This window comes from Escherichia sp. 20412-1 (assembly GCF_003027595.1).
Classification (GTDB): domain Bacteria; phylum Pseudomonadota; class Gammaproteobacteria; order Enterobacterales; family Enterobacteriaceae; genus Escherichia; species Escherichia marmotae.
The window spans coordinates 177216-198602 of record NZ_PYQM01000004.1; the positions used below are offsets into that span (position 1 = coordinate 177216).

Here is a 21387-nt window from a genome sequence, read left to right on the forward strand (position 1 = left end):
ACAGATAAAACAAAAACATCACTCATCATCTTCTGTTTCGTACTCCACATCAGAAAGCCTGACCTCAAGTTCTAAGGACGTCGTGAAGCCGCTATTATTCAGAAAATGTGTCACCTTAGTGATTGTCCAGTCCTGCTCGTCTATGACGCGCTTAAAGCCTGACACTTTAACCGGTGTTTCCGTGTAAATATCTGCCCGACCGGTAGCCAGGCTGATGGAGAACTCCGCCACACCCCGTTGCAGTTTATCCCACTTCGCCTGAGCGGCGCGCATGGCCTGCGCTTTCGTGGCATATACCGTAGTCAGGGCAAAAACGTTGTCAGCCTCACCGGCCATGTATTCACCTTCGCGCGCTTCCGGTACTTTAGGCGCTTTCTTCTGCCTGACCGGTTTCGCTTTCGGGTGCTCCAGTGCGCGCAGGTGTTTCTCTTTCTTTTTGCGTTTCAGTTTTACCTTCTGCTTTTGCGGTTTCGGGTCTTTGGTGTGTAACCACTTTGCTGTTACGCCGGTATAGGCTCCACGGTCAGCAATCGCAAAATGATGACGGTCGCCGTCGCTGCGGGTGATGGTAATCTGCGGGATTTTTTTACCGCTTGCCGTCACCCCCTGCCCCGCTTTGAGAAACAACAGTTTTCCCATTTTTACCGACACCTCACCGCCGTTGCGCTCTGCAAGACGGGTCAGGAATTTCGCATCAGACTCCTGCGACTGGTCGATGTGCGGAATTTTAATTCCGGCCAGTGACGGAGCGACACTGGCTTCCAGCTTGTTACGGGAGGCTATCGCCTCAACAATCGCACCGAGCGTGGTGTCATGCCATGAGCCTTCCCGGCGGGAATTGAGCGTCCCGCGAAAATCTGCACTCCGGGCGCGGATGGTGACCACATCCGGTGCGCCCCGGTGTTCAACCTCATCAACGGTAAATTTCCCTTTGCATACCAGGGCAAAACCTTTCCAGCCGATATACACCGTCAGGACAGCGCCACGAACCGGCAGCCCGACCTGCCCGTCGGCATCGTTCAGTTCAATATCAAGCTGGTCAGCCTCAAAGCCCCGGTTATCCGTCAGGGTCATGCTCATCAGACGGTCGCTGATATTGCCGGTAATATCCCTGCTGTCGAGCATCAGCATGTAATCCGGCGTCAGCGTACTGCCTGCATCAAATGTCAGCGCATCCAGCATTATCCCGCCCCCGTCATACCCGTGAATTTAGTCGCCATACTGCCAGCCTTACCGATGAGCGATTCCGCCTGTTTACCGATATCGCCATAAAGCGTGGCCAGTGATTCATCAACGCGGGTGAGCGACAGCGTAAAATCAATTTTTCGGGGTGTGCCGTCTGCAAAGAAAATACTCCCTGTTTCACTCACCTTACTGATGACATACATGCCGTAAATCATGCCGGTGCCATCCAGCAACGGCCACGCCCGGCCTTCCTCTGCCATCAGCCTGAGCGTGGTCATCGTCAGCTTGCCGCCGGTCAGTTCGGGATAAAGCACACCGGCCAGCGTGATGTTTTCCTCACCCACACCGAGAAACTGAAAGGCATCCCGTTTGCCGATACGGGAATTTGACGGCCAGCGATAATCTGATTCACGCTGCATGGTCTGGTGTGGCAGCGTCTGGCGCATAAAAACAAACATACCTAACGCGAGCATCATTTTTCGTCACCTCCTTAACCGTCATGCATCATGCTGGCACGGGCGCGCGCACGTTTATCCCGCTCGTATTTTTCGAGCGCATCCTGTAACTGGCGGTCAAGCTGTGTCCCCGGCGCAGTACCACCCGTCAGGCTGATGTGATATTCGTTTTTACTCTGGTCTACATAAGAGCGGCCAGCCGGTGCCGTGACCGGCTGATAAGCCTGATAGCCTGCATAAGAGCTGGTCGCCGGAATATAACCACCGCTGCCATACGTGGCGGCTTGAGTTCTGGCGGCGGTCTGGTCAAGTGTGTCTGACTCTTTGTTGATAACACCGAGTTTTTCCAGTACCCAGTCAATACCACTGCGCAGTTTGTTGAACGCATTAAGCGGCAGCATCAGCGCGTCAGCCAGTGCCTGCCCGAACATGACCCCCGTGTCACGGCAACTGTTCAGGGTGTCCTGAGTGGCTTTGACCGGGGCAATCAGGTTTTTAAACCACTGCCACGCGGCCTGTAACTTTTCACCCAGCCAGTCAAACACCGGCTTAAGTGGCGTGAACAGTTCCCCCACCGGCGCAAATGCCACTTTCAGCCCTTCAACCACACCGCCAAAGAATGCGCTGACAGGCTCCCAGTATTTACGAATAAGCAACGCCCCGGCGACAATGGCGGCCACCACGGCCACAACCGGCCAGCTAATCGCCCCGATGGCCGTCATAACAGCACTGCCAACCGTCGTGAAGATTGCCCCCATTGCGCCTGCTGCCGCGATGATGGCATTGATGCCAGTGATAACCGGCCAGGCTACAAGACCAATTGCACCGATGATGCCAGTAAGCGCCAGCGCGCCACCGGCAATGAGGCCGATGGTTGACGCCAGTGATTTGTTTTTCTGGATCCAGCCGTCGAGTTTTAGCACATACTTTGTGGCTGTCTGCATGAGATTACGCAGTGCGCCTTCCTGCTGGTCAAACAGGTCAGTCCCCACCGCCTCATAAGCGGACTGAAACTCCTTAAAGTCACCGCCGAGGTTGTCCTGCATGATATTTACCAGCTCTGCGGTCTTTCCGTCTGAGGCTTTAAACGCAGCGGTCAGTTTGTCCAGCTTTCCGGTTGAGGCGGCAGTCATCAGCACGGCGGCGGCTGAACTGGCCTCCTCCCCGAAAATGGTTTTCATGTATTCAGCCTGCTGGGCAGTACCGAGCCGGTTTTTCTCAAAACTGGCCTGCATTTCTTTCAGAATGGTAAATACTGGTCGGGTATTCCCCTTGCTGTCTGAGGTTTTCACACCAAGCTCTTTGAGTGCATCCCATGCTTTTCCCGTTGGTGCCTGCAGGCGACTTAACACGGCACGGCTTCCCGTCCCCGCCATTGAACCGGTAATTTTTGCATCATGCAGTGCCCCGACCATTGCGGCGGTTTCTTCAATGCTGACACCGGCATTTTTTGCCACAGGTGCGGCATAGGTCAGCGCATCGCTCATACCGTCAAAATCGGCGGCGGTTTTGTTCATCGTCATGGAGAGAACATCCCCGATATGAGCGACCTTATCGTTTGAAAGCTGAAAGGCGGATTTCATCCCCATCAGCAGGGCGGCGTTTTCTTCCATCGTGCGACGGTTCGCCAGCGCCATATTCAGCGTGACCGGCGTTGCCGCCTGAATAGCCGCAGCATCTCCACCCGCTTTCGCAATGATAATCTGCGCACCGGCTGCATCATCCGCCGAGGCGGCGGTATTGTCGCCGAGCTGGCGCGCCTGTTTGCGGAGCGCGGCCATTTCGGCGGAGTCTTTTGCCACTCCGAGCACGGCCTGCAATTCTGAGTTTTTCTGCGCAAACTCATAGCCGGGCATCAGCAGCTTAACTCCGGCCATCGTTCCCGCCGCCGCAATCCCCACACCAGCAGCGCCCACTGAGGCCATGTTTCCGGCCAGTTCCTTTCCGGCCTGATAACGCTGTTTTACTGCATTAAGTTTTGCCTGTTGTGCACTGACACGCGCCAGCGCGTCACGCTGCCGGTTAAGCTGTGCGGTGGTTTCACTGATACGGTTTTTCAGCCCTCGTTCATCATGCGCCAGATTACGGGTATTAATACCCGCCTGACTCAATTCCTGACGCTGGCGCTGTACCGACAATCTCAGGCTGTTATATTTCGCCTGTAACTCAGACGCATTTTTACGCGCGGCTTCCATTGCCTTTGCCTGTGCATTTGTCGGTCGTTCAGTATTTTTAAACTGGACAGCCAGAGCTGCGGCTTCCTGTCTGGCTTTTTTCAGTTCCTGACCAGTCACGGCGAGCTGTGCGCTGGTCTTGCGAAATCCCTCAATACGGGATGCGTGACCGTTCAGCTCGCGCAGTGATTTTTGTGTTTCCCGGATATCCCCCGACAGCGACTTGCTCGCTGTGCGGATGGATTTAAACGGGCGGGATGCCTGGTCAACAGCCCTGAGCAATACCTGTAATTTTACATTGTTACTCATTCGTGTTTCCGCTTCGCCGGAGCGCCTTTTCGCGCCATGTGATGAGTTCGGTCAGGCTCATGGGATACAGTTCTGATGGCGGCCAGTGAAATATCACTGCCACATCCGCCATCAGGTCATCGACCGACAGATTTTTCGGAAACGTCACTGCACCGAGTTCGGCGACAAAAAACCGACCACCTTACCGGCCAGCGCCACAAGGTCAGGCAGTTCCAGCGCGGCGACTTCCTGCTCGGTCAGCATCGGTGCCGTCATGCGCGGCAGCACCTTAATCAGTGCATCGACTTCGGAGTTTGCAACCGCAGCCAGACTGACACCGCGCAGCGTCCCGGCATTGGGTTTCATCAGCGTGACCTGTTCGATAACCTGCTCACCACGTTTGACCGGATTTTCCAGGGTAATGACATTTTCTTTGTTCATGGTTTTCTCACTTCTGAATCAGGGTTAACCGGTCAGCCTGGCTGACCGTATGAAAATCACAGGCCGATATTACGGCGGTGTTGCTCCAGCCTGTCGACGCCGTTCACCTTCTCAATCATGTTGATGGTGTCGATTTCGACCAGCTCCTTACCGTCCATCGTCAACTTGAAATAAGTACAAATCACCGGGAGTTTCGATTCGGTATCCTCTCCCTGTTTACCCTCTCCGGTGTCGACTTCTTTCTGACGCCCACGCATGACCACTTCGACGGCCACCGTTTCGCCGGTATCGTCGCGCTGGTAAGAACCAGCAAAACGAATCGGTACGGCATCAGCACTGGTTGCAGCGTAAAGCTCCCAGATAACCGAATCCGGGAATCCACCGAGCGACCACTCCATTGACAGAGCATCATCATCAAGGCCGAGGTCTACCGGTGCGCTGCCGTTCATCCCCGCACCGCGATAGTTTTCGAGCTTACGGGTCAGTTTTGGCAGCGTGACGGACTTTGCAACGCCCTGATAGCTGTAGCCGTTCAGAAAGACATTCATGTATTTGAGTTTGCGCGGCATTGCCATCGGTCAGGCTCCTTAATTGCTGTTAACCGAGGTGACCAGATTTGCCAGATATTTATCAGTAATACGCTGGCGCAGGGTCAGGTTTTCGAGAGGAGGCACCGGGGTATAGTCATAGTCGATATACAGTTTTCCGGCCTTGAGGGTTTCCGCATCGTTGGATTCTTCGCTGAACCAGCAGGTCGCATCCACGATATAGCCGTTTGTTTTCAGCTCACGGAATTTGGCATTGATGCCGTCAACGATGTCGCGAATCAGCGTTGCGGTGATGGGCTTGTCCACCGCCCACATGTGCGCCTCAGCCATCGTGTCGGCCAGCACCTGCGCGGTGCGGGTGTAGTTTTCAAAGAGGAACAACGGGTCATCAGAGCAGGTACGGTTACCCCAGAAGCGGAAACCGTCACGGCGAATCAGCGTTGTGACACCTGACTCGTTCAACAGGTCAGCATCGGTGCCGGACTCCTGCAAATCCCAGAATACAGAGGCACTGATGCCGGTAACACCGTTTACCCCGACGTTGGACAGCGTTTTATGCCAGCCCTGCTCCTGGTCGATTTTGGCACGCAGACCCAGCGCACGGGCGGTGGCATACGCGGTGGCGGTGGTACTGGTGACCGTATCCCATGCGAGGAAATCCGGCCAGATGACCATCAGCTCACGCTGGCTGAAATTCTGGCGGTAGGCTTTCACCTCGGAAATGGTTTTACAGCCCCATGCGCTGATATACCCGAAAGCACGCAGCTTCTGACAGACTGATGCCAGTGCAACTGCCACCTCTTTGGTGTCCAGTCCCGGCACGCCGAGAATACGCGGTTTAACACCGGTTACCGACTCCGCCGCCATCAGGGCTTTCAGTCCGGTGTACTGACCATTTTCGTCGGTAGTGCCGATGATATTGGAAACGGTCTGCGCAAGTTTCGTTTCCTCGTCGTCGCCGGTGCCGTCTTCCACACGCACGACAACGGTGACCGGTTTTGACTGGTCGGCGATGGCCTGCAACGATGCCGCCAGCGTGCCTTTTTTACCAGCCTTTGCAATTGCGCTCTGCACATTGGTAATCAGCACCGGTTTATTGAGGGGGAAGGTTTCCGCATCCGCATCGCTGGCTGTGCAGACCATGCCGACAATGGCGGTTGATACGGTGGAAATGACGCGGGTGCCGTCGTTAATCTCCAGCACCTGCACGCCGTGATGATAATCACTCATCCGTTTAACTCCGTGGTTAATGGGTGAGTGGTATTTTCAGTTGTGCCGGAGATGTCAGGCTATTTGTCCCGGTTGGCTAATCAACAGCACAACCACCGGTAAAGAAAAGGCGGGCAATCAGCCCGCCTGTGTTTATTGCGGTAGTTCCGGCCATTCAATATCCGGGGCATTTTCCGGCTGAACGCGATTCAGTAGCACACGGTATTTTTTCCAGTGTGTCAGGCTTAACTTTTCTTCCTCGGTAGCCATATCTAAATCGACAGCATCCTGCAGCGTGGCAATAATTTCACCGGCATATGCAATCAGCTCTTTCTTCTGAGACTCCGCCGCTCTGACAAGTGCATCGCGCTCTGCATTCTCATCATTCACCCACGCATTTCCGTTCCATTTCTGATAATCCCCATCCGGGGAAATGGCTGTCACGTCTGGAGGTAATACGCCAAGTTCAGAAATATAAATGGCTGCTCCCGTTTTCGTTTCGTAGACAGTCTTTCCGCGATGATCTTCCATCAACTCCCATTTCATTTCATCTGCATTGAAAACGGCTGCATAACCAGCAGGAATATCAGGCGGTGCAATGTCTGTACTGTTTGCAGGCAGACCTGTATGCGGCGGAATATATGCATCACTTTCGCCAATAAATTCATTGCTTCCATCCAGCAAATTGAATACGCGGATAGTTTGTGCTTCTGCACTCATTCTGAAAGCCATTATGCAAGCCTCACAATATAGTTAAATGCGATGTTTTTGACGGTGTTTTCTGTATTACCTGTAGCATTAACGGTAATAGAGTGCCCGTGAGAGCCAATAGCAACCGTGTGTGAATGTGCACCAATACCAACCGTATGATTATGTGCACCAATATCTACCGTGTGGGCATGATTCCCGGCAGCTCCTGATGTGCCATTAAACGATGGGTTGTCAAAGCCTGTTTTACCGGTTTCACCATTAGTATTGGCATTCCCTCTGTAAATGGTATGTGTATGGTTACCAGTGGTATTAGTGGTTTTTGTTCCGTAGTTAAACGTACTGACTGTCTTCGTCCCGTAATCAAATGAACTGGTCGTTTTCGTTCCTAAGTCCGTATTTGACGCACTGGCGCTGTGAGTATGCGATTTAATCCCGTCCTGTTCCTGAGACAATACGGCTCGCCCACTGGCGGGTTTGCCCTTGATTGTCCAGCCGCGCATATCTGGAATAACACCAGAAGGATAGGCAATAGCCAGTTTCGGATATGCAGCCTTATCAAACGTCTGCCCCTGCATGATTGCATATCCTGCAGGTGGTGTATCTGATGGCCACGGCAGCGGAACACCAGGCGGAAACGCTTCAATATTTGCCGAGCCGTCAAATTTTACGCCGTTAATTGTCCTTGCCGTTTTCAGCTTTGTTGCTGTAGCCGCATTGCCGGACAGTTCACCAGAAAGGCCTGCACTGAATGTCTGTTTTGCCTCCCATGTCTGGGCTTCGTCGATAATTGGTAGCCGACGAATATTGAAGCTACGCTCCCCAGGATTGCCATATAAGCGGACTGTAAAAAAACGATAGTTGGTTTTGTTTGAAGTGCTGCGCCATACATGCATTGAACGGGCGACACCTCCGCCTTCACTGGGGCCAACAGTGATATTTATCAGGTTAGTATCAATGACGCCCCATTCCATCCCATCGGGAATATTGGTCATATCTGAAAGCCTGACAGTTATCATGCTGCCCGGTATAAAGTCGTAGGTCTGCCAGTCCAGACTGGATAACCTGTCGGTAACACCGCCGACACCTAATTTAGTGAGTAATGATTTTGAGTTGTATACTTCCGCCCATTCCCCCCAGTCAGTTTCACCGGTGGCGCGGGTTCGCTGAAATGTCCGGTTTTTATAGGCATCCGTTGCTGAAACAGTCGTATATGTCTGGATATACGATTCAATATCACAACGTTTTTTCACCTCAACTATTGAGCCAACAGCAAGATCTTTAGAGTCGGTGACAGGTGCATTTGTGGCCTGTTTCGTGACGCTATAAATACCAGGCTTTAAAAGGTCATCAAGATCCCCTGAATAAGTCCATCCCGTGGACTGATACCCAACAGCAATCCAGTCCTCCCATTGTGGATTTTCTGCATCCCATGAGGCTGTCAGTCCGCGAATGTACATAGTCCCACTACGGGTGGTGTAACGTTGCATCCTCCCATACAGACCGCCTTCAAAGACTTCCAGAATACCCTGCCCCAAACTCCCTTCCTCCGGGAAATGACGGTCAAATGAGGCTATTGATGTACTGCTATTGCGCCATATTCCCAGGTGTTCCGCACCACCTAAAGAATTCAGGTCAATTGACGTGCTTAATGGTCGAGTCCCGCTTGTAATAACTCTCCATGCACTCCATGTTGGACTGGCTGGGTTCCATTCTGCATCAAGCATCCGAATGTAAATATTACCGGTTCGGGTGGTGTAGCGTTGTGTGCAGTGAAAGCGACCAGCATTGAATACTTCCAGAACCCCATTGCCTTTATCTTCAGGGTAACCAGACTCTGGTTTTGCAGTGGATTGTGACGGACATGACCACGTTCCAAGATATTTTTCTTCTGGGCCATAGGAGTCAAGATTGTCAGTGGTTGGAATCATTCCATTGTGTTTCATAAACGTCAGGCTGGTAACGCCAATATTGTCCAGAAAAGCGCCCTTATCTGGAATATCGCCACCGTTCTGGTCTTTCTGCAGACGTTTCTCAGCATTGTCATAGGCTGCTTTTACTGCCTTTGGCGTTGCCGCCAGCTTTTCACTGGTGCTGTTTGTTGCACTGCTTAACTGAGTAAAACCTTTTTCTGTCAGCGTGGCGTCAGGATGGCGGCGGGACTGCTCATGCTCTGCGATTTTGTCATCGACGTAATCCTGCGTCGCCATCACTGTGCTGGCATCAATACTCAGCTCAACGGACGCCACGTTGCTGAGAATAATAACCATGCGGCAGGTCTGCGCACGTCCGGAGCCTTCAGCCAGTTCTGGCTTATAGCTTTCTGCCATGTTGGATACCGCAATCAGTGTTCCGGCATCGTCATACAGACCAAGTTCACGCATCCAGAAGCCGCCCACTTCGGGCGGTACAACCAGTTCAGCCACGATATAGTTTTTATTCTTGTTATCCACGCTGACTTTATTCAGAGCGTGACGCCAGACCTCATGCACCAGTTTCGTCTGACCGGCATCCGGCACCGGCAATTTGCCATTACCGTCACCCACGGCCATTGCAGACAGGTTTACTTTTTTCCCGCCGGGGACAGTGGCGGCTGCCAGCTTTGCGGCTCCGGCAGTAGTGATAACGGTTTTAAATTTCGTGCTCATTGTTTCTCACTTATCCGGGATAAACAGTAATAACATCACCATCACAGACCACACCGCCTGTATACAGATAGCCGGGAATGTCCTGGATAATGTTCAGACCGATAAGGTGGCGACTTGCGGGTTTGGCATCGGCAATCAGCCGTTCCATTTCCAGATACATCTCCTCCGTGATACCGCTTTCCAGCACACCGATATCAAGGCGAAAGGTTCCGGGCGGGTCGTTTGTCTCCCACCATTCCTTTACGTTAATGAGATAGCCGAGCGGCTCCACCACACGCCGGATTGCGCCGACAGTGCCTTTATGACAATGAATGAAATACGCATCGCGGATAACGGCGCGTTTTGTCGCTTCCGGCCACTTTTCATCCCACCTGTCGACCGAAAACGCCCACGCCAGCCACGGCAGCAGATTTGCCGGACAGGTATCCGGGTTCCACAGCTCACGAATACTGACCGGCGTTTTTTCAATTTCCGCACAGGCTTTTGCGGCAGCAACTTCAAGCGGTGATGAGCCGGTCGGCAGCAGTCGCGAATCACTCATCCGAGCCTCCGGTCACGACGCGGTATTCGGTACAGAAAGACGCCTGCGTACTGTTGAGCACGATGTCAGCCAGTGGTGCAGTCAGTTCGACACGCTGCACGCCTTCCACATGCAAAGCGGCATAAATGGCAGACAGACGGATGTCGCGCCCCAGCCGGTGCTGTGCCGTGATATACGCTTCCAGTTTTTTTACTGCGGCCGCGCGGATGGGTTCGCTTTCGGGACCAGGGTAAAGGTAAAGCGTGGCGTTTATCTGGTATTCAACGATGGCGGCAGACTGCACGGTCACGCGGTCGGCCACCGGCCTGACATCCTCGCCATTAAGGGCGTTACGTACCACAGCCAGCAGGTCTTCGGATGCCACACCGTTATTCTCACGTGACAGCACAGAGATGGTGACGCAGGCCGGAGACGGACTGGTGACAGAGATATCCGCGACACGCCCGTCGGCACTGCGGCCATGATACTGATAGGCACCCACCGACCCGGCGACGCTTAAACCTTCAAACGCCTGCTGAATACGCAGACGATAATCGGTGTCAGATTCCATCACTGCCGGTGTCGGCGGGATGGTCGAATCATCTGCCGGGGTGATAATCAGGCGCGTGGTGTTGTAATTGGCACCAATCACATCAAGGTCATTACCGGCTGCACAGGCCAGCATCACCGCCCGTGCGGCCTCATTCACACGCTGACGCCAGATAAGCTCACGATAAGCATTTTCCTCCAGCAGTTTGACGAGAGGCTCGGATTCCAGCGTCAGGGTACGGGCGACCGCCTCCTGCTGGTCTTCCGGGTAAAGGGAAATCAGTGTCGCCTTGCGTTCGGCGAGAATGGTTTCAAAGTCCAGCTCCTCGACCACATCCGGTGCGGGTAGCTGGTTCAGGTCGATAATCGGCATGGTTTCAACTCACAGGGATGGTTAACGAAAGTGGCTGGCCGGTGTCGTTGTGCTGGCCGGTCAAAGTGACAGTCATTCGCCCGTCAAAACTGCGCGCCGTGGTGACAGATGACAGGGTGACGCGGGGTTCCCATTTCAGTACCGCCATGTAACAGGCGACCTTAATCTGCAACTCAAGCGCCGGGGTCTGCGGCTGGTCAATCATTGACGCCAGCAACGAGCCGTAATCACGACGCATCACCCGTGAGCCGACCGGTGTGCGCAGGATATCGCCGATACTCTGGCTGATATGCTCAAGGTCAGTGACAGTCAGGCCATCACTGCGATTCATTCCGAGATAACGCGCTGTCATAGAGGACTCCCGGTTGTGCCGCCGCTGTCGCCGGGGTGTTTATGGGTATGCAGTACCTTCCCGTTTGATGAGAGTTCACCACCGGTATGTTCAATGTTGCCGCGCATCGTCCCGCCCTTCTGCACTTCCAGCGTGCCGGTAATCAGCCTGTTGGTGCAGACCACCTCCGGTGTGTCCAGGGTGACGCGGGTTGATGCTTTCACCATGACCACCGGCACCGTGGCAGTAACAGAATCAGAAGCCGTCACGCTGGCCGTTTTAATTCCGCTTACCGTCAGAGCACTGGTTTCGGGTTCATACTCAATCACCGCCCCGTCAGGGAAACGGATATGCAGGGCATCCGCCGACGCAGACGGCGGAGGGTTATCGCCGGAATAAATCCCCGGCAGAACGAACGCCGTGTCGAGTTCACCGCCCACGGCCAGAATCAGCACCTGCTCCCCCACGGAAGGTGCCCACCATGTGCGCGAACGTCCTGCGCGATGGGTCAGCCACTGAAGCCAGTCGGTGCACATGCCGCCGGTCTGCACGCGGCAGCGACCGGCGTTAAGGTCGGTTTCGACGATAATGCCGGTGCGAATCATGTTGCGCAGTGCGCGCGCGAGTTCCTGAATATTTGCGAGAGTGTTCATAACGGGAAGGATGCCGCCGGGTCATACCGGCGGCAATGTGACGATGAGGTGTCAGGAATGGCACAACTAACGGTCGAGGTGAGCCAGAATAATCTCTTCAATCATCAGCACATCCTCACCGGTAAAGCCGAGCAGAGGACGCGCCGGATAATCAATTTTCTTACCGTCTTTCCGGGTTTCTTCCGACAGACCGAACTGATGCACACTGGCTATTTTCGGTGACTTCCCGCCGTAAAACTCCATTGATGCCTGTTCCGGGCTGGCGCGGATATGCAAAAAACGACTGGTGATAAGTTTCGCAAACATTTTTCGCTTAACACGACCGGTCTTTTTTCTGGCGCTCTGCTGCTGGCGTGGCGCGTAGGGTGTGCCGTCCGGGGCTTTCTGTGCCATCACCCGACGCTGCTGACTCTGCCGCAGACGCTTCGCCAGCTCTGCACTCAGCCGCCGACGCCCTGACGGTGACAGCGACTCAATAAGTCCGGTCAGCCGGTCTTCAAAACGCTTAAACTCATTCATCCCACTTGCTCACCAGTTCGCCATTGATATAAAGCTCCATCGGGCGGGTGACCGGCTCCGGCGGCGGAGGTTCCGGGATATTCTTCACATGCAGTGCGCCGCCAACCTCACTGACCAGCGTGCGCTCGGTCAGCATCAGGCTGATGCTGATATCAAAGCTGCTGTCATTGTTGATGTCTGCATAAAACGTGAAGCCCTTTTTCTGGCCTTCGTCGGTGGTCATGATGTCGGGCTGATTTTCCCGCAGCCACGCCAGCACCGGCACGATGAGCAGGTCAAAATCACCGGTAAAGTCGGTCACAATGACATTGAGCGTGTAACGCTTTTCGAATGACAACGACGCCGCCAGTGTGGAGGCAATACTCCCGTTATCCACGAATATCCGCAGCATATCGGGGTTAGTTTTCAACGCCGTGACGGCATCAGTCAGCGCCCTGCGCAGGCTGTCGGGTTTGAGCATCGTTTTCGTCCTGACAGTGTTTAATCATTTTTACCTGGCTGGCACAGCGTGCCAGCGCGTTCTCAAGCTGCCGGATATCGGCACTTAAATCGCCGTTCGTCTGCGGGTCACTGCCCGGCATCGGGCAAAGGCTCACTTTCGGGCAGGCGTTGTGGACAATCACTGGCGTCGGTGCAGGCCGGGCGCTGGTGCAACCGGCGCACAGCATCAGGCAGGTCAGCGCCATACCAGCGGCGAAAATCCTCGTTTTCATTCAGTAACCTCGTGATGGTTTTCTCGCGCTGTGCTTCACGCTTCGCGGCGTTCTCCAGCTCCTGACGCAGTGCAACCTGCGCCAGCTCGTTTTTGTCTGCCCTGGTGATGGCAACATGAAGCTGATTTTTCAGCATGGTGATGGTCGTCTGCTGCCCGCTGGCGACACTGTTCGCCCTGTCCAGCGAGGCGCGCAGGCTGGCATTTTTGTGTTTCACCAGAAACAGACCGGCCACCGCCAGTGATAACAACACAACCAGCACAATCATCAGCTTTGACATGGTTCCCGCCCCTCAAAACGCTGACGGCAGGCCGTACGTATCAGCCGGAAAAACAGCGACGCCACGAGATAAATCAGCGCGGTAAAAATCCACCCGGCAGCGACCAGCGAGATAAACGTCGCCACCATCACCACCAGAGCCGCCGCCCGTCTGCGCCACGGCACCGGCTGCAAAAACAGCGACGTGACAATCTTCACGGCCAGCGATTCCGGTGGCAGCTCCCGCCCGTAGCGTTCCAGTACATACTCCGTGGCATACACGCCGACACCACCGACAACCACACAGATAACCGTCGCCAGAACCGCCCAGGCAGCGACAAAACTGACGGCCACGCTCTGCGGGTAAATCAGGGACAGTGCCAGCATCAGCGCCAGCGACACGTTCAGCATCAGTGAAAGGGATAATTTCTTCATGGCGTTTACTCCGTTTAAGCCGGTACGCCGCCGGCGGTACGCCAGACGGTGACCAGTTTTTCCAGTGAATGCTCACGCTGACCGTAACCGGCACCCGGCAGGGACGCCCAGATATTGCGACAGCGTGAAATGGCGCGCTCAATACGTCCCGCCCGGATGTCATCCAGTGCACCGCGTTCGCGGATCAACTGAATGGCGAGTCTGTCCTGTGACAACGGACTGAAATCCGGCAGGGCAAGCTGTTTGCGGTAGTGCGGCCAGAACAGGTAAAGCTGCTGATAGCGACCGGAGGCCGTGGATTTTTCACCGCGACGGTTAAACACCTTCGCCGGTCGGCCATGCGCGAACGGGTGGTCACTGTAGTCGGTGAAAATTTCCGGCTTTCCGTCCAGTCCGGTGACTATCACGTCATAGCCCCGGTTTTTCGTCAGCGGATGATTCGCCGTCCCTTCGGACACGGCCAGCATGTCGAGAAAGGCGGCGATATTCTGATGCGTGTTAATTACCGGCATTACGGTTTCCCCCTGCCCTTAAAACGGCGCTGAATGGCAATCTCAATCACCTGATAACCGGCGATACCCAGCATGGAGCCGATGCCGCACACCGCAGGCAGTGACAGGTCAGGAAACTGCACCAGAACAACACCGGCAACCATCGAGACAAAACCACCGAGCAACATGCGCCCGATAAACAGACGCGGGGTGATGGGTTCACCACCGGCAAGCACCTTGCCGACAACAATCAGCACCCCAATCATGAAAAGCGACAGGACGCTTTTTTCTTCTGCTGTCATGCGTTACTCCCACAGATTGACAGTTTCAGCCACGGGCGCGGTCTGAACGTCGGGCAGTTCGACGGCGGTGCCGTGTGGCAGCACCGCACCCAGTTCAGCCAGTCCCGGATTTGCGGCGAGCACGGTCTCAACCACGCCCTCAGTGCGCCCGTAATACCGGACACAAATGGCGTCGAGCGTGTCGCCCTGTAGCGCAAAGGTCTTCATCAGATTTGACTCACGATGCAGCGCGGCTTGTCCTGGATGCGCGCCACTGCCCAGCGCATATCCCGCCACAACTCATCAATGGTGCTGTCAATGCTGTCAGCCTTCTTGTCGCCTTTCGCACTGGCATCCACACCGCGATAACGCTCATAAAGCGACGCGGTCGCCATCGCACACACGGCGCGCTCGTAGTAAAAAACTTTGATGCTTTCGCCGTCGATGTCGTCCGCCGGAACGTCCGCCAGACGCGTAAAACCGGCGGCAATTTTCTGTTCGCGGTACTCGTACAGCTCCGCATTCGTCTCCGCCATGCCTGACTTGATGGCCTCACGCAGACGGGCGGAGGCGACGGTCTGCTCAAGGCGCATACGTTCCCGGACGCGCTTCGGGTCGATATCGGGAAAAAAGAACGTGTTTTTAATCACCGGCTCGTCGCCTGCCGGTTGCGGGATGACCACCGTACCCTCACCGGACACGGGAGCCTCCTTTCGCGGAATAATCAGCGTCATCATGACTACCTCTGAAAAGTCGGGCGGTGGACGCCGGTGCAGGGTCAGGTGATTCACCCTCACTGACCGGCGTGCCGCCCTGGCGCGGGGCGCATTCGGTTGTTAACTGGCTTTCTTTTTCGGGCGTCCACGTTTTGCCGGTGTCGCGCTCCGGGTCTTACGCGGGGCGCAGGTGGCCGCTTTTGGCTGTGGCTCCGGCTTCTGTTTCAGCTCCCGCTCCAGTCGTTCAATCTCTTTTTTGACGCCTGCCTGACAGTCGAGCTGTGTCGCACGTTGCAGGTGAGCCAGCGCACCGGCGGCATCACCACCGTCACGCAGAAACAGACCGGTGATTTTGTGCAGCTTTGCGCGCACTTCATCAGGCATGTCAGCCGTGGCGGTCAGTTCAAGGGTGTCCGTCAGCAGGCGGGTATCCACAGACTCACCGGCAGCGTGGGCACGCATGGCCGCGAGCGCCACCTCCTCGGTGAACATGTACGGCGGGGTGCGGCGGTGTTTCCCCGGCATGGTCAGACCATACTTCAGGGCATAACGGGCAATCTCCAGCGCACCGGCAATATCGCCGGTATCCAGACGCCACAGCATGACCGTCATCAGAATGTCATCCTGTGCACCTTTGCCCTGCTCCAGCACACCGTTCACCCACGGCAACCAGAACGGCAGCAGTTCGCGCTTTTTCGCGGCCTTAAGCTCTTTTGAATAAATCGCTTTCAGTGTGCGCTGGTCTGCGGCCAGCTTGACCAGCATCTGCTCATAGACAGTTGCATGTCGCAGCGGGGCGGCTTCCCGCTGCGCGGTCATCGCTGCCGAGACCCGCATCATGTGGCGCTGTGCGGGACTCGTCATCGGTTACGCTCCCGGCTCTGCGGTCGCCTTAGCCGGTGTGGAGAAATCACCGACCTTGATTTTTTCCACCAGACAACCGGCGGCGTAGTCTTCCACCACGTAATCAATGTTCATTGACTCGTAGTTCTCCACGCGGTCGAGTTTCGGGTTTTCCACAATCACGCGGCGATGGCTGTCATCCATGTAGTAGATGGACAGGTTTTCCAGCTTCGTGATGAGCATCGCATCCGCCGGGAAGTACGGGACGCGTACCGCTGGCAGGTTACCGATGCGTTTCTGGCTGATGATGACGTCAGCAGCCAGCATTTCGCTGTTATCCTGCTCCCTGTTGACGATGGGGAAATACTTGTCCGCCAGTAGCTGACGCCCCACAATCACCACAAGGTCAGGGTCTTCCTGATACCACGGCTCAATCAGGTTGTTGGTCGCATCCATCACCAGTGCATCGAGGCTGGCATAATCACCGCCCTTACCCACGCGGATGACCTCAGAGGTGGTGCGGCCTTCCTCGTCAGTGACCTTGCTCATCACGCGAGCCGGGGCTTCATTGCGGTATTTCTGCAGCCAGCCGACCGCCACATCCTGCAGCATCGGATTGCTGCTGCGGTCAGAGGTTTCGGCACGCTTCACGCCGTTAAAACCGGCCATGATGAAATCAAGGGACTGACGTTTGATAATGGCGTTACGGATACGGAGCTGGAAATCCTGATAACGCGCCCACAGGTCAAGCGTTTTGTAGCGGATATAAAAATCGAAGTTAATCTGGTCGCATTCGTACTTGTTTGACGCCAGCTTCGAGAAGTCCTTCGGCTGACGCTCGGTGCCACCGGCGGTGTCGGTGGTGCTGGCGATGGAGCCGGTGACACCAATACCAATTTTTTCCCCTTTCATTTCGCTGACCGGCACAATGTTGATGCGGGTCAGAAAGTCAGAGGACTCCTGCATGGTGTTCATCAGGGTCTGGGTGACCGACGGTTCAACGGTGAATTTTTTCGACACATCACCGGCGTCGATGCCGTTCAGTTCGGCAACACGGGACAGGTAGGCATTAAATTTAAAGCGGGTTTCCTGGCGCATAGTTTTTCCTGAAATTAAGGGTTAATCGTGAAGGTTTTCCCGGACTGACTGACGCCGGTCAGCAGTTCGTCATCAGGGCGTCACCGCCACCACCGGTGGCCTTGCTGCGGCGCTGCTGGGTCAGACTTTCGGTGTGGTCGAGACTGTTTTTCAGGCGGGTGAATGCCTGGCTGGTTTCATCCGCCCTGTCAGTCACCTCCTGCTTAAGAGCGGAAAAGGCAGTTTCCATTTCAGCGAGGCGCTGCTCAGTGGCGCTCAGTTTTTCCTGCACATGTTCAGCAACAGCGGTCACCGCTTCATGCACGTCGTTCAGACGGGCGTCATCGCTGGCCTGTTTGCGGCCAAAAATGGATTTCACCTTTTCGGTCAGGGCGGTGAACACGGTTTCAGGCAGGTCTTCAAATTCCAGCTCAACAGGCGTTGCCACTGAAATCAGGTTTTCAGGGCTTAATTTGAAGCGGTTCAGGGGGTTGTGTTTTGCCGTGCGGCAGAATTCCAGGTATTCCGTACCGAGGCTTGCCGGGTCATCGGTGACGGCCAGACCCACCAGATAACATTTGCCGGTGTTGGCAAAGTTCGGCTGAATTTCCATTGAGGTGTAGACCTTCTGCGCGGCCTTGTTCATCGCGATAAGGTCATCGGTCGGGGTGATTTTCGCAAACAGCGCCCATTTGCCTTTCAGCGCCGAATCATCGTCAATCTTTTCGGCCTTCAGTTCGACCACATCGCCATAACGTTTAAAGATGCCGTCAGGCAGGATGCCGCGCAGATGTTCCAGGTTAATGCGGCAACCATAGACACGCGGGTCAAAGGTTTCGGCCATTTCCTGAATATCCTGCGCACTGATGACACGCCCGTCACAGGTGTCACCCTCAACGCCGATACGAAAGAATTTTGAGACTTTTTTTGCCATTGTCAGGAGTCCTGAATAGTGATTAGAGGAGTCACATGTCGGCATCAGTTTCCCGACGATGCGCATCCTCCGCCATCAGTCCCGGATGGCTTATCACTGACACAACAGCACCTTAGCGAATCGCGGGGCGCGACTCAGTAGCCTTGCCGTGTATTCATCACGGCGAGGTATTCATGACCATCACCACAGACACCACTCTTTTACACGACCCGCGTCGTCAGGCGGCGCTGCTGTACTGGCAGGGGTTTTCCGTGCCGCAGATTGCCGCCATGTTGCAGATGAAACGCCCGACGGTGCAGAGCTGGAAACAGCGCGACGGCTGGGACAGCGTAGCCCCCATCAGCCGTGTCGAAATGAGTCTGGAAGCGCGGCTGACCCAGCTCATCATCAAACCGCAGAAAACCGGCGGTGACTTCAAGGAAATTGACCTGCTCGGACGCCAGATTGAACGACTGGCACGGGTAAACCGCTACAGTCAGACCGGCAACGAAGCAGACCTTAATCCGAACGTCGCTAACCGCAACAAAGGCGGGCGGCGCAAACCGAAAAAGAATTTTTTCAGTGACGAGGCCATCGAAAAGCTGGAGCAGATTTTCTTTGAGCAGTCTTTCGACTATCAGTTGCACTGGTATCGCGCCGGGCTTGAGCACCGCATCCGAGATATCCTGAAATCCCGCCAGATTGGCGCGACGTTTTATTTTTCCCGCGAGGCGCTGCTGCGTGCCCTGAAAACCGGTCATAACCAGATTTTTCTGTCGGCCAGTAAAACGCAGGCGTATGTATTCCGTGAATACATCATCGCCTTTGCCCGTCTGGTTGACGTTGACCTGACCGGTGACCCGATTGTCCTGGGCAATAACGGCGCAAAACTGATTTTTCTCGGCACCAACTCCAACACCGCGCAGAGCCATAACGGCGACCTGTACGTCGACGAGATTTTCTGGATCCCGAATTTTCAGGTACTGCGTAAGGTGGCATCAGGTATGGCCTCACAGAGTCACCTGCGCTCGACCTATTTCTCCACCCCGTCCACGCTGGCGCACGACGCCTACCCGTTCTGGTCAGGTGAACTGTTCAACCGGGGACGCGCCAGCGCCGCCGAACGCGTGGAAATCAACGTCAGTCATAACGCCCTTGCCGGAGGGCTTCTCTGTGCGGACGGCCAGTGGCGGCAGATTGTCACCATTGAAGATGCCCTGAAAGGTGGCTGCACACTGTTCGACATTGAGCAGCTCAAACGTGAAAACAGCGCCGACGATTTTAAAAACCTGTTCATGTGTGAATTTGTTGACGACAAGGCGTCGGTGTTCCCGTTCGAGGAGCTGCAACGCTGCATGGTCGACACGCTGGAAGAATGGGAAGACTATGCGCCGTTTGCCGCGAATCCGTTCGGCTCCCGCCCGGTATGGATTGGTTACGACCCGTCACACCGTGGCGACAGTGCCGGATGCGTGGTGCTGGCACCGCCGGTGGTGGCCGGTGGCAAATTCAGAATACTTGAGCGTCACCAGTGGAAAGGCATGGACTTTGCCACCCAGGCGGAATCCATCCGCAAACTCACCGAAAAATACAACGTCGAATACATCGGTATTGATGCCACCGGCCTCGGTGTCGGCGTGTTCCAGCTCGTGCGCTCGTTCTATCCTGCCGCGCGCGATATCCGCTACACGCCGGAAATGAAAACCGCAATGGTGCTCAAGGCAAAAGACGTTATCCGCCGTGGCTGTCTGGAATATGACGTCAGCGCCACCGACATCACCAGCTCGTTCATGGCTATCCGCAAGACCATGACCAGCAGCGGACGCAGCGCCACCTATGAGGCCAGCCGTAGCGAGGAAGCCAGCCACGCCGACCTCGCCTGGGCGACCATGCACGCCCTGTTAAATGAGCCACTCACCGCCGGTATCAGCACCCCGCTGACATCCACCATTCTGGAGTTTTACTGATGAGCAAGAAAAAAGGGAAAACACCGCGACCTGCGGCAAAAACAATCACCGCCAGCGCCCCGAAAATGGAAGCATTCACCTTTGGTGAGCCGGTGCCGGTACTCGACCGCCGTGACATTCTGGATTACGTCGAATGCATCAGTAACGGCAGATGGTATGAGCCACCGGTCAGCTTTACCGGTCTGGCAAAAAGCCTGCGTGCTGCCGTGCATCACAGCTCCCCGATTTACGTCAAACGCAATATTCTGGCCTCGACATTTATCCCGCATCCGTGGCTGCCCCAGCAGGATTTCAGCCGCTTTGTGCTGGATTTTCTGGTGTTCGGTAATGCGTTTCTGGAAAAGCGTTACAGCACCACCGGTAAGGTCATCAGACTGGAAACCTCACCGGCAAAATATACCCGCCGTGGCGTGGAGGAGGATGTTTACTGGTGGGTGCCGTCCTTCAACGAGCCGACACCTTTCGCGCCCGGCTCCGTATTTCACCTGCTGGAGCCGGATATTAATCAGGAGCTGTACGGCCTGCCGGAATATCTCAGCGCCCTTAACTCTGCCTGGCTGAATGAGTCGGCCACGCTGTTCCGCCGCAAGTATTACGAAAATGGCGCACATGCCGGATACATCATGTACGTCACCGATGCCGTGCAGGATCGCAACGATATCGAAATGCTTCGCGAAAACATGGTGAAGTCGAAAGGCCGCAACAACTTTAAAAACCTGTTTCTCTACGCCCCACAGGGAAAAGCCGACGGTATTAAAATTATCCCGCTCAGTGAAGTGGCAACGAAGGACGATTTTTTTAATATCAAAAAAGCCAGCGCCGCTGACCTGCTGGACGCACACCGCATCCCCTTTCAGTTGATGGGCGGTAAGCCGGAGAATGTCGGGTCGCTGGGCGATATTGAGAAAGTGGCAAAGGTCTTTGTCCGCAATGAGCTTATCCCGCTACAGGACAGGATTCGGGAAATAAACGGCTGGCTCGGTCAGGAGGTCATCCGCTTTAAAAACTACTCACTGGACACTGACAACGGCTGAACATCGCCGCCTGCGGGCGGCTTTTTTACACCCCGTCATCACGCCCTCACACGCTCAC

At 55.1% G+C, this 21387-nt stretch carries 27 protein-coding genes; 2 read left to right on the forward strand and 25 right to left on the reverse strand.

What is annotated here, in order from left to right; translation table 11 throughout:
• Positions 1–18 precede the first annotated feature (18 nt).
• The 25 genes from C7B16_RS05240 to C7B16_RS05360 form a co-directional block, all read right to left on the reverse strand.
• Complete coding sequence (locus C7B16_RS05240; protein WP_094324057.1) at positions 19–1182, reverse strand: phage late control D family protein; 1164 nt, start codon at positions 1180–1182, stop codon at positions 19–21.
• Positions 1182–1661 (reverse strand): phage tail protein, encoded by a 480-nt coding sequence (locus tag C7B16_RS05245; RefSeq protein ID WP_107179435.1) that lies wholly within the window; start codon positions 1659–1661, stop codon positions 1182–1184. The genes C7B16_RS05240 and C7B16_RS05245 overlap by 1 nt, the downstream gene beginning before the upstream one ends.
• A gap of 14 nt (positions 1662–1675) precedes the next feature.
• Positions 1676–4123, reverse strand: coding sequence for a phage tail tape measure protein (locus tag C7B16_RS05250; protein ID WP_107179436.1), 2448 nt, complete (start codon positions 4121–4123; stop codon positions 1676–1678).
• Positions 4116–4271: a GpE family phage tail protein gene (locus tag C7B16_RS05255; RefSeq protein WP_000143830.1), complete on the reverse strand. Its 156-nt coding sequence runs from the start codon at positions 4269–4271 to the stop codon at positions 4116–4118. Before C7B16_RS05255 ends, C7B16_RS05250 begins: the two co-directional genes overlap by 8 nt.
• Positions 4268–4543 (reverse strand): phage tail assembly protein, encoded by a 276-nt coding sequence (locus C7B16_RS05260; protein ID WP_001031312.1) that lies wholly within the window; start codon positions 4541–4543, stop codon positions 4268–4270. Before C7B16_RS05260 ends, C7B16_RS05255 begins: the two co-directional genes overlap by 4 nt.
• Before the next feature lie 56 nt (positions 4544–4599).
• Positions 4600–5118, reverse strand: coding sequence for a phage major tail tube protein (locus C7B16_RS05265; protein ID WP_032153542.1), 519 nt, complete (start codon positions 5116–5118; stop codon positions 4600–4602).
• A 12-nt stretch (positions 5119–5130) separates the two neighbouring features.
• Positions 5131–6321 carry a phage tail sheath protein gene (locus C7B16_RS05270; protein WP_107179437.1) on the reverse strand — a complete coding sequence of 397 codons (1191 nt, stop codon included), beginning with the start codon at positions 6319–6321 and terminating at the stop codon, positions 5131–5133.
• Between the two features lie 132 nt (positions 6322–6453).
• Entirely contained in the window at positions 6454–7032 is a 579-nt protein-coding gene (locus C7B16_RS05275) for a tail fiber assembly protein (protein ID WP_107179438.1), read from the reverse strand.
• Positions 7032–9656, reverse strand: coding sequence for a phage tail protein (locus tag C7B16_RS05280; RefSeq protein ID WP_107179439.1), 2625 nt, complete (start codon positions 9654–9656; stop codon positions 7032–7034). The genes C7B16_RS05275 and C7B16_RS05280 overlap by 1 nt, the downstream gene beginning before the upstream one ends.
• 10 nt (positions 9657–9666) lie before the next feature.
• Positions 9667–10197 carry a phage tail protein I gene (locus C7B16_RS05285; protein ID WP_001285334.1) on the reverse strand — a complete coding sequence of 177 codons (531 nt, stop codon included), beginning with the start codon at positions 10195–10197 and terminating at the stop codon, positions 9667–9669.
• Positions 10190–11098, reverse strand: coding sequence for a baseplate assembly protein (locus tag C7B16_RS05290; protein ID WP_001121478.1), 909 nt, complete (start codon positions 11096–11098; stop codon positions 10190–10192). Before C7B16_RS05290 ends, C7B16_RS05285 begins: the two co-directional genes overlap by 8 nt.
• Before the next feature lie 4 nt (positions 11099–11102).
• Positions 11103–11450, reverse strand: coding sequence for a GPW/gp25 family protein (locus C7B16_RS05295; RefSeq protein WP_000127163.1), 348 nt, complete (start codon positions 11448–11450; stop codon positions 11103–11105).
• A complete protein-coding gene (locus C7B16_RS05300; protein ID WP_020233499.1) occupies positions 11447–12082 on the reverse strand; it encodes a phage baseplate assembly protein V in 636 nt (211 codons plus the stop codon). The genes C7B16_RS05295 and C7B16_RS05300 overlap by 4 nt, the downstream gene beginning before the upstream one ends.
• A gap of 66 nt (positions 12083–12148) precedes the next feature.
• Positions 12149–12601, reverse strand: a complete 453-nt coding sequence (locus tag C7B16_RS05305; protein WP_107179440.1) for a phage virion morphogenesis protein — start codon at positions 12599–12601, stop codon at positions 12149–12151.
• Positions 12594–13061 (reverse strand): phage tail protein, encoded by a 468-nt coding sequence (locus C7B16_RS05310; RefSeq protein ID WP_107179441.1) that lies wholly within the window; start codon positions 13059–13061, stop codon positions 12594–12596. Before C7B16_RS05310 ends, C7B16_RS05305 begins: the two co-directional genes overlap by 8 nt.
• Positions 13024–13287: an Rz1-like lysis system protein LysC gene (lysC, locus tag C7B16_RS24975; protein ID WP_228551202.1), complete on the reverse strand. Its 264-nt coding sequence runs from the start codon at positions 13285–13287 to the stop codon at positions 13024–13026. The genes C7B16_RS05310 and lysC overlap by 38 nt, the downstream gene beginning before the upstream one ends.
• Positions 13169–13594 carry an Rz-like lysis system protein LysB gene (gene lysB / locus C7B16_RS25210; RefSeq protein WP_107179442.1) on the reverse strand — a complete coding sequence of 142 codons (426 nt, stop codon included), beginning with the start codon at positions 13592–13594 and terminating at the stop codon, positions 13169–13171. The genes lysC and lysB overlap by 119 nt, the downstream gene beginning before the upstream one ends.
• Positions 13582–14007 carry a DNZ54_00345 family protein gene (locus C7B16_RS05325; protein ID WP_052936137.1) on the reverse strand — a complete coding sequence of 142 codons (426 nt, stop codon included), beginning with the start codon at positions 14005–14007 and terminating at the stop codon, positions 13582–13584. The genes lysB and C7B16_RS05325 overlap by 13 nt, the downstream gene beginning before the upstream one ends.
• 14 nt (positions 14008–14021) lie before the next feature.
• The gene (locus C7B16_RS05330) at positions 14022–14519 is read right to left on the reverse strand and encodes a glycoside hydrolase family 104 protein (protein ID WP_001144101.1); all 498 of its coding nucleotides are present in this window, start codon (positions 14517–14519) and stop codon (positions 14022–14024) included.
• Entirely contained in the window at positions 14519–14800 is a 282-nt protein-coding gene (locus C7B16_RS05335; protein WP_000123123.1) for a phage holin family protein, read from the reverse strand. The genes C7B16_RS05330 and C7B16_RS05335 overlap by 1 nt, the downstream gene beginning before the upstream one ends.
• A gap of 3 nt (positions 14801–14803) precedes the next feature.
• On the reverse strand, positions 14804–15007 hold the full coding sequence (locus tag C7B16_RS05340) for a tail protein X (protein ID WP_000846409.1): 204 nt from the start codon (positions 15005–15007) through the stop codon (positions 14804–14806).
• On the reverse strand, positions 15007–15516 hold the full coding sequence (locus tag C7B16_RS05345; RefSeq protein ID WP_000988646.1) for a head completion/stabilization protein: 510 nt from the start codon (positions 15514–15516) through the stop codon (positions 15007–15009). Before C7B16_RS05345 ends, C7B16_RS05340 begins: the two co-directional genes overlap by 1 nt.
• A 99-nt stretch (positions 15517–15615) precedes the next feature.
• The gene (locus C7B16_RS05350; RefSeq protein WP_107179443.1) at positions 15616–16359 is read right to left on the reverse strand and encodes a terminase endonuclease subunit; all 744 of its coding nucleotides are present in this window, start codon (positions 16357–16359) and stop codon (positions 15616–15618) included.
• A gap of 3 nt (positions 16360–16362) precedes the next feature.
• Complete coding sequence (locus C7B16_RS05355) at positions 16363–17436, reverse strand: phage major capsid protein, P2 family (protein WP_001601068.1); 1074 nt, start codon at positions 17434–17436, stop codon at positions 16363–16365.
• Positions 17437–17494: 58 nt separating this feature from the next.
• Entirely contained in the window at positions 17495–18349 is an 855-nt protein-coding gene (locus C7B16_RS05360; RefSeq protein WP_001085975.1) for a GPO family capsid scaffolding protein, read from the reverse strand.
• A 173-nt stretch (positions 18350–18522) separates the two neighbouring features.
• Here C7B16_RS05360 and C7B16_RS05365 point away from each other — a divergent pair, with 173 nt between their 5' ends.
• Entirely contained in the window at positions 18523–20295 is a 1773-nt protein-coding gene (locus C7B16_RS05365) for a terminase ATPase subunit family protein (RefSeq protein ID WP_107179444.1), read from the forward strand.
• Positions 20295–21329, forward strand: coding sequence for a phage portal protein (locus tag C7B16_RS05370; RefSeq protein ID WP_107179445.1), 1035 nt, complete (start codon positions 20295–20297; stop codon positions 21327–21329). Before C7B16_RS05365 ends, C7B16_RS05370 begins: the two co-directional genes overlap by 1 nt.
• Positions 21330–21387 lie beyond the last annotated feature (58 nt).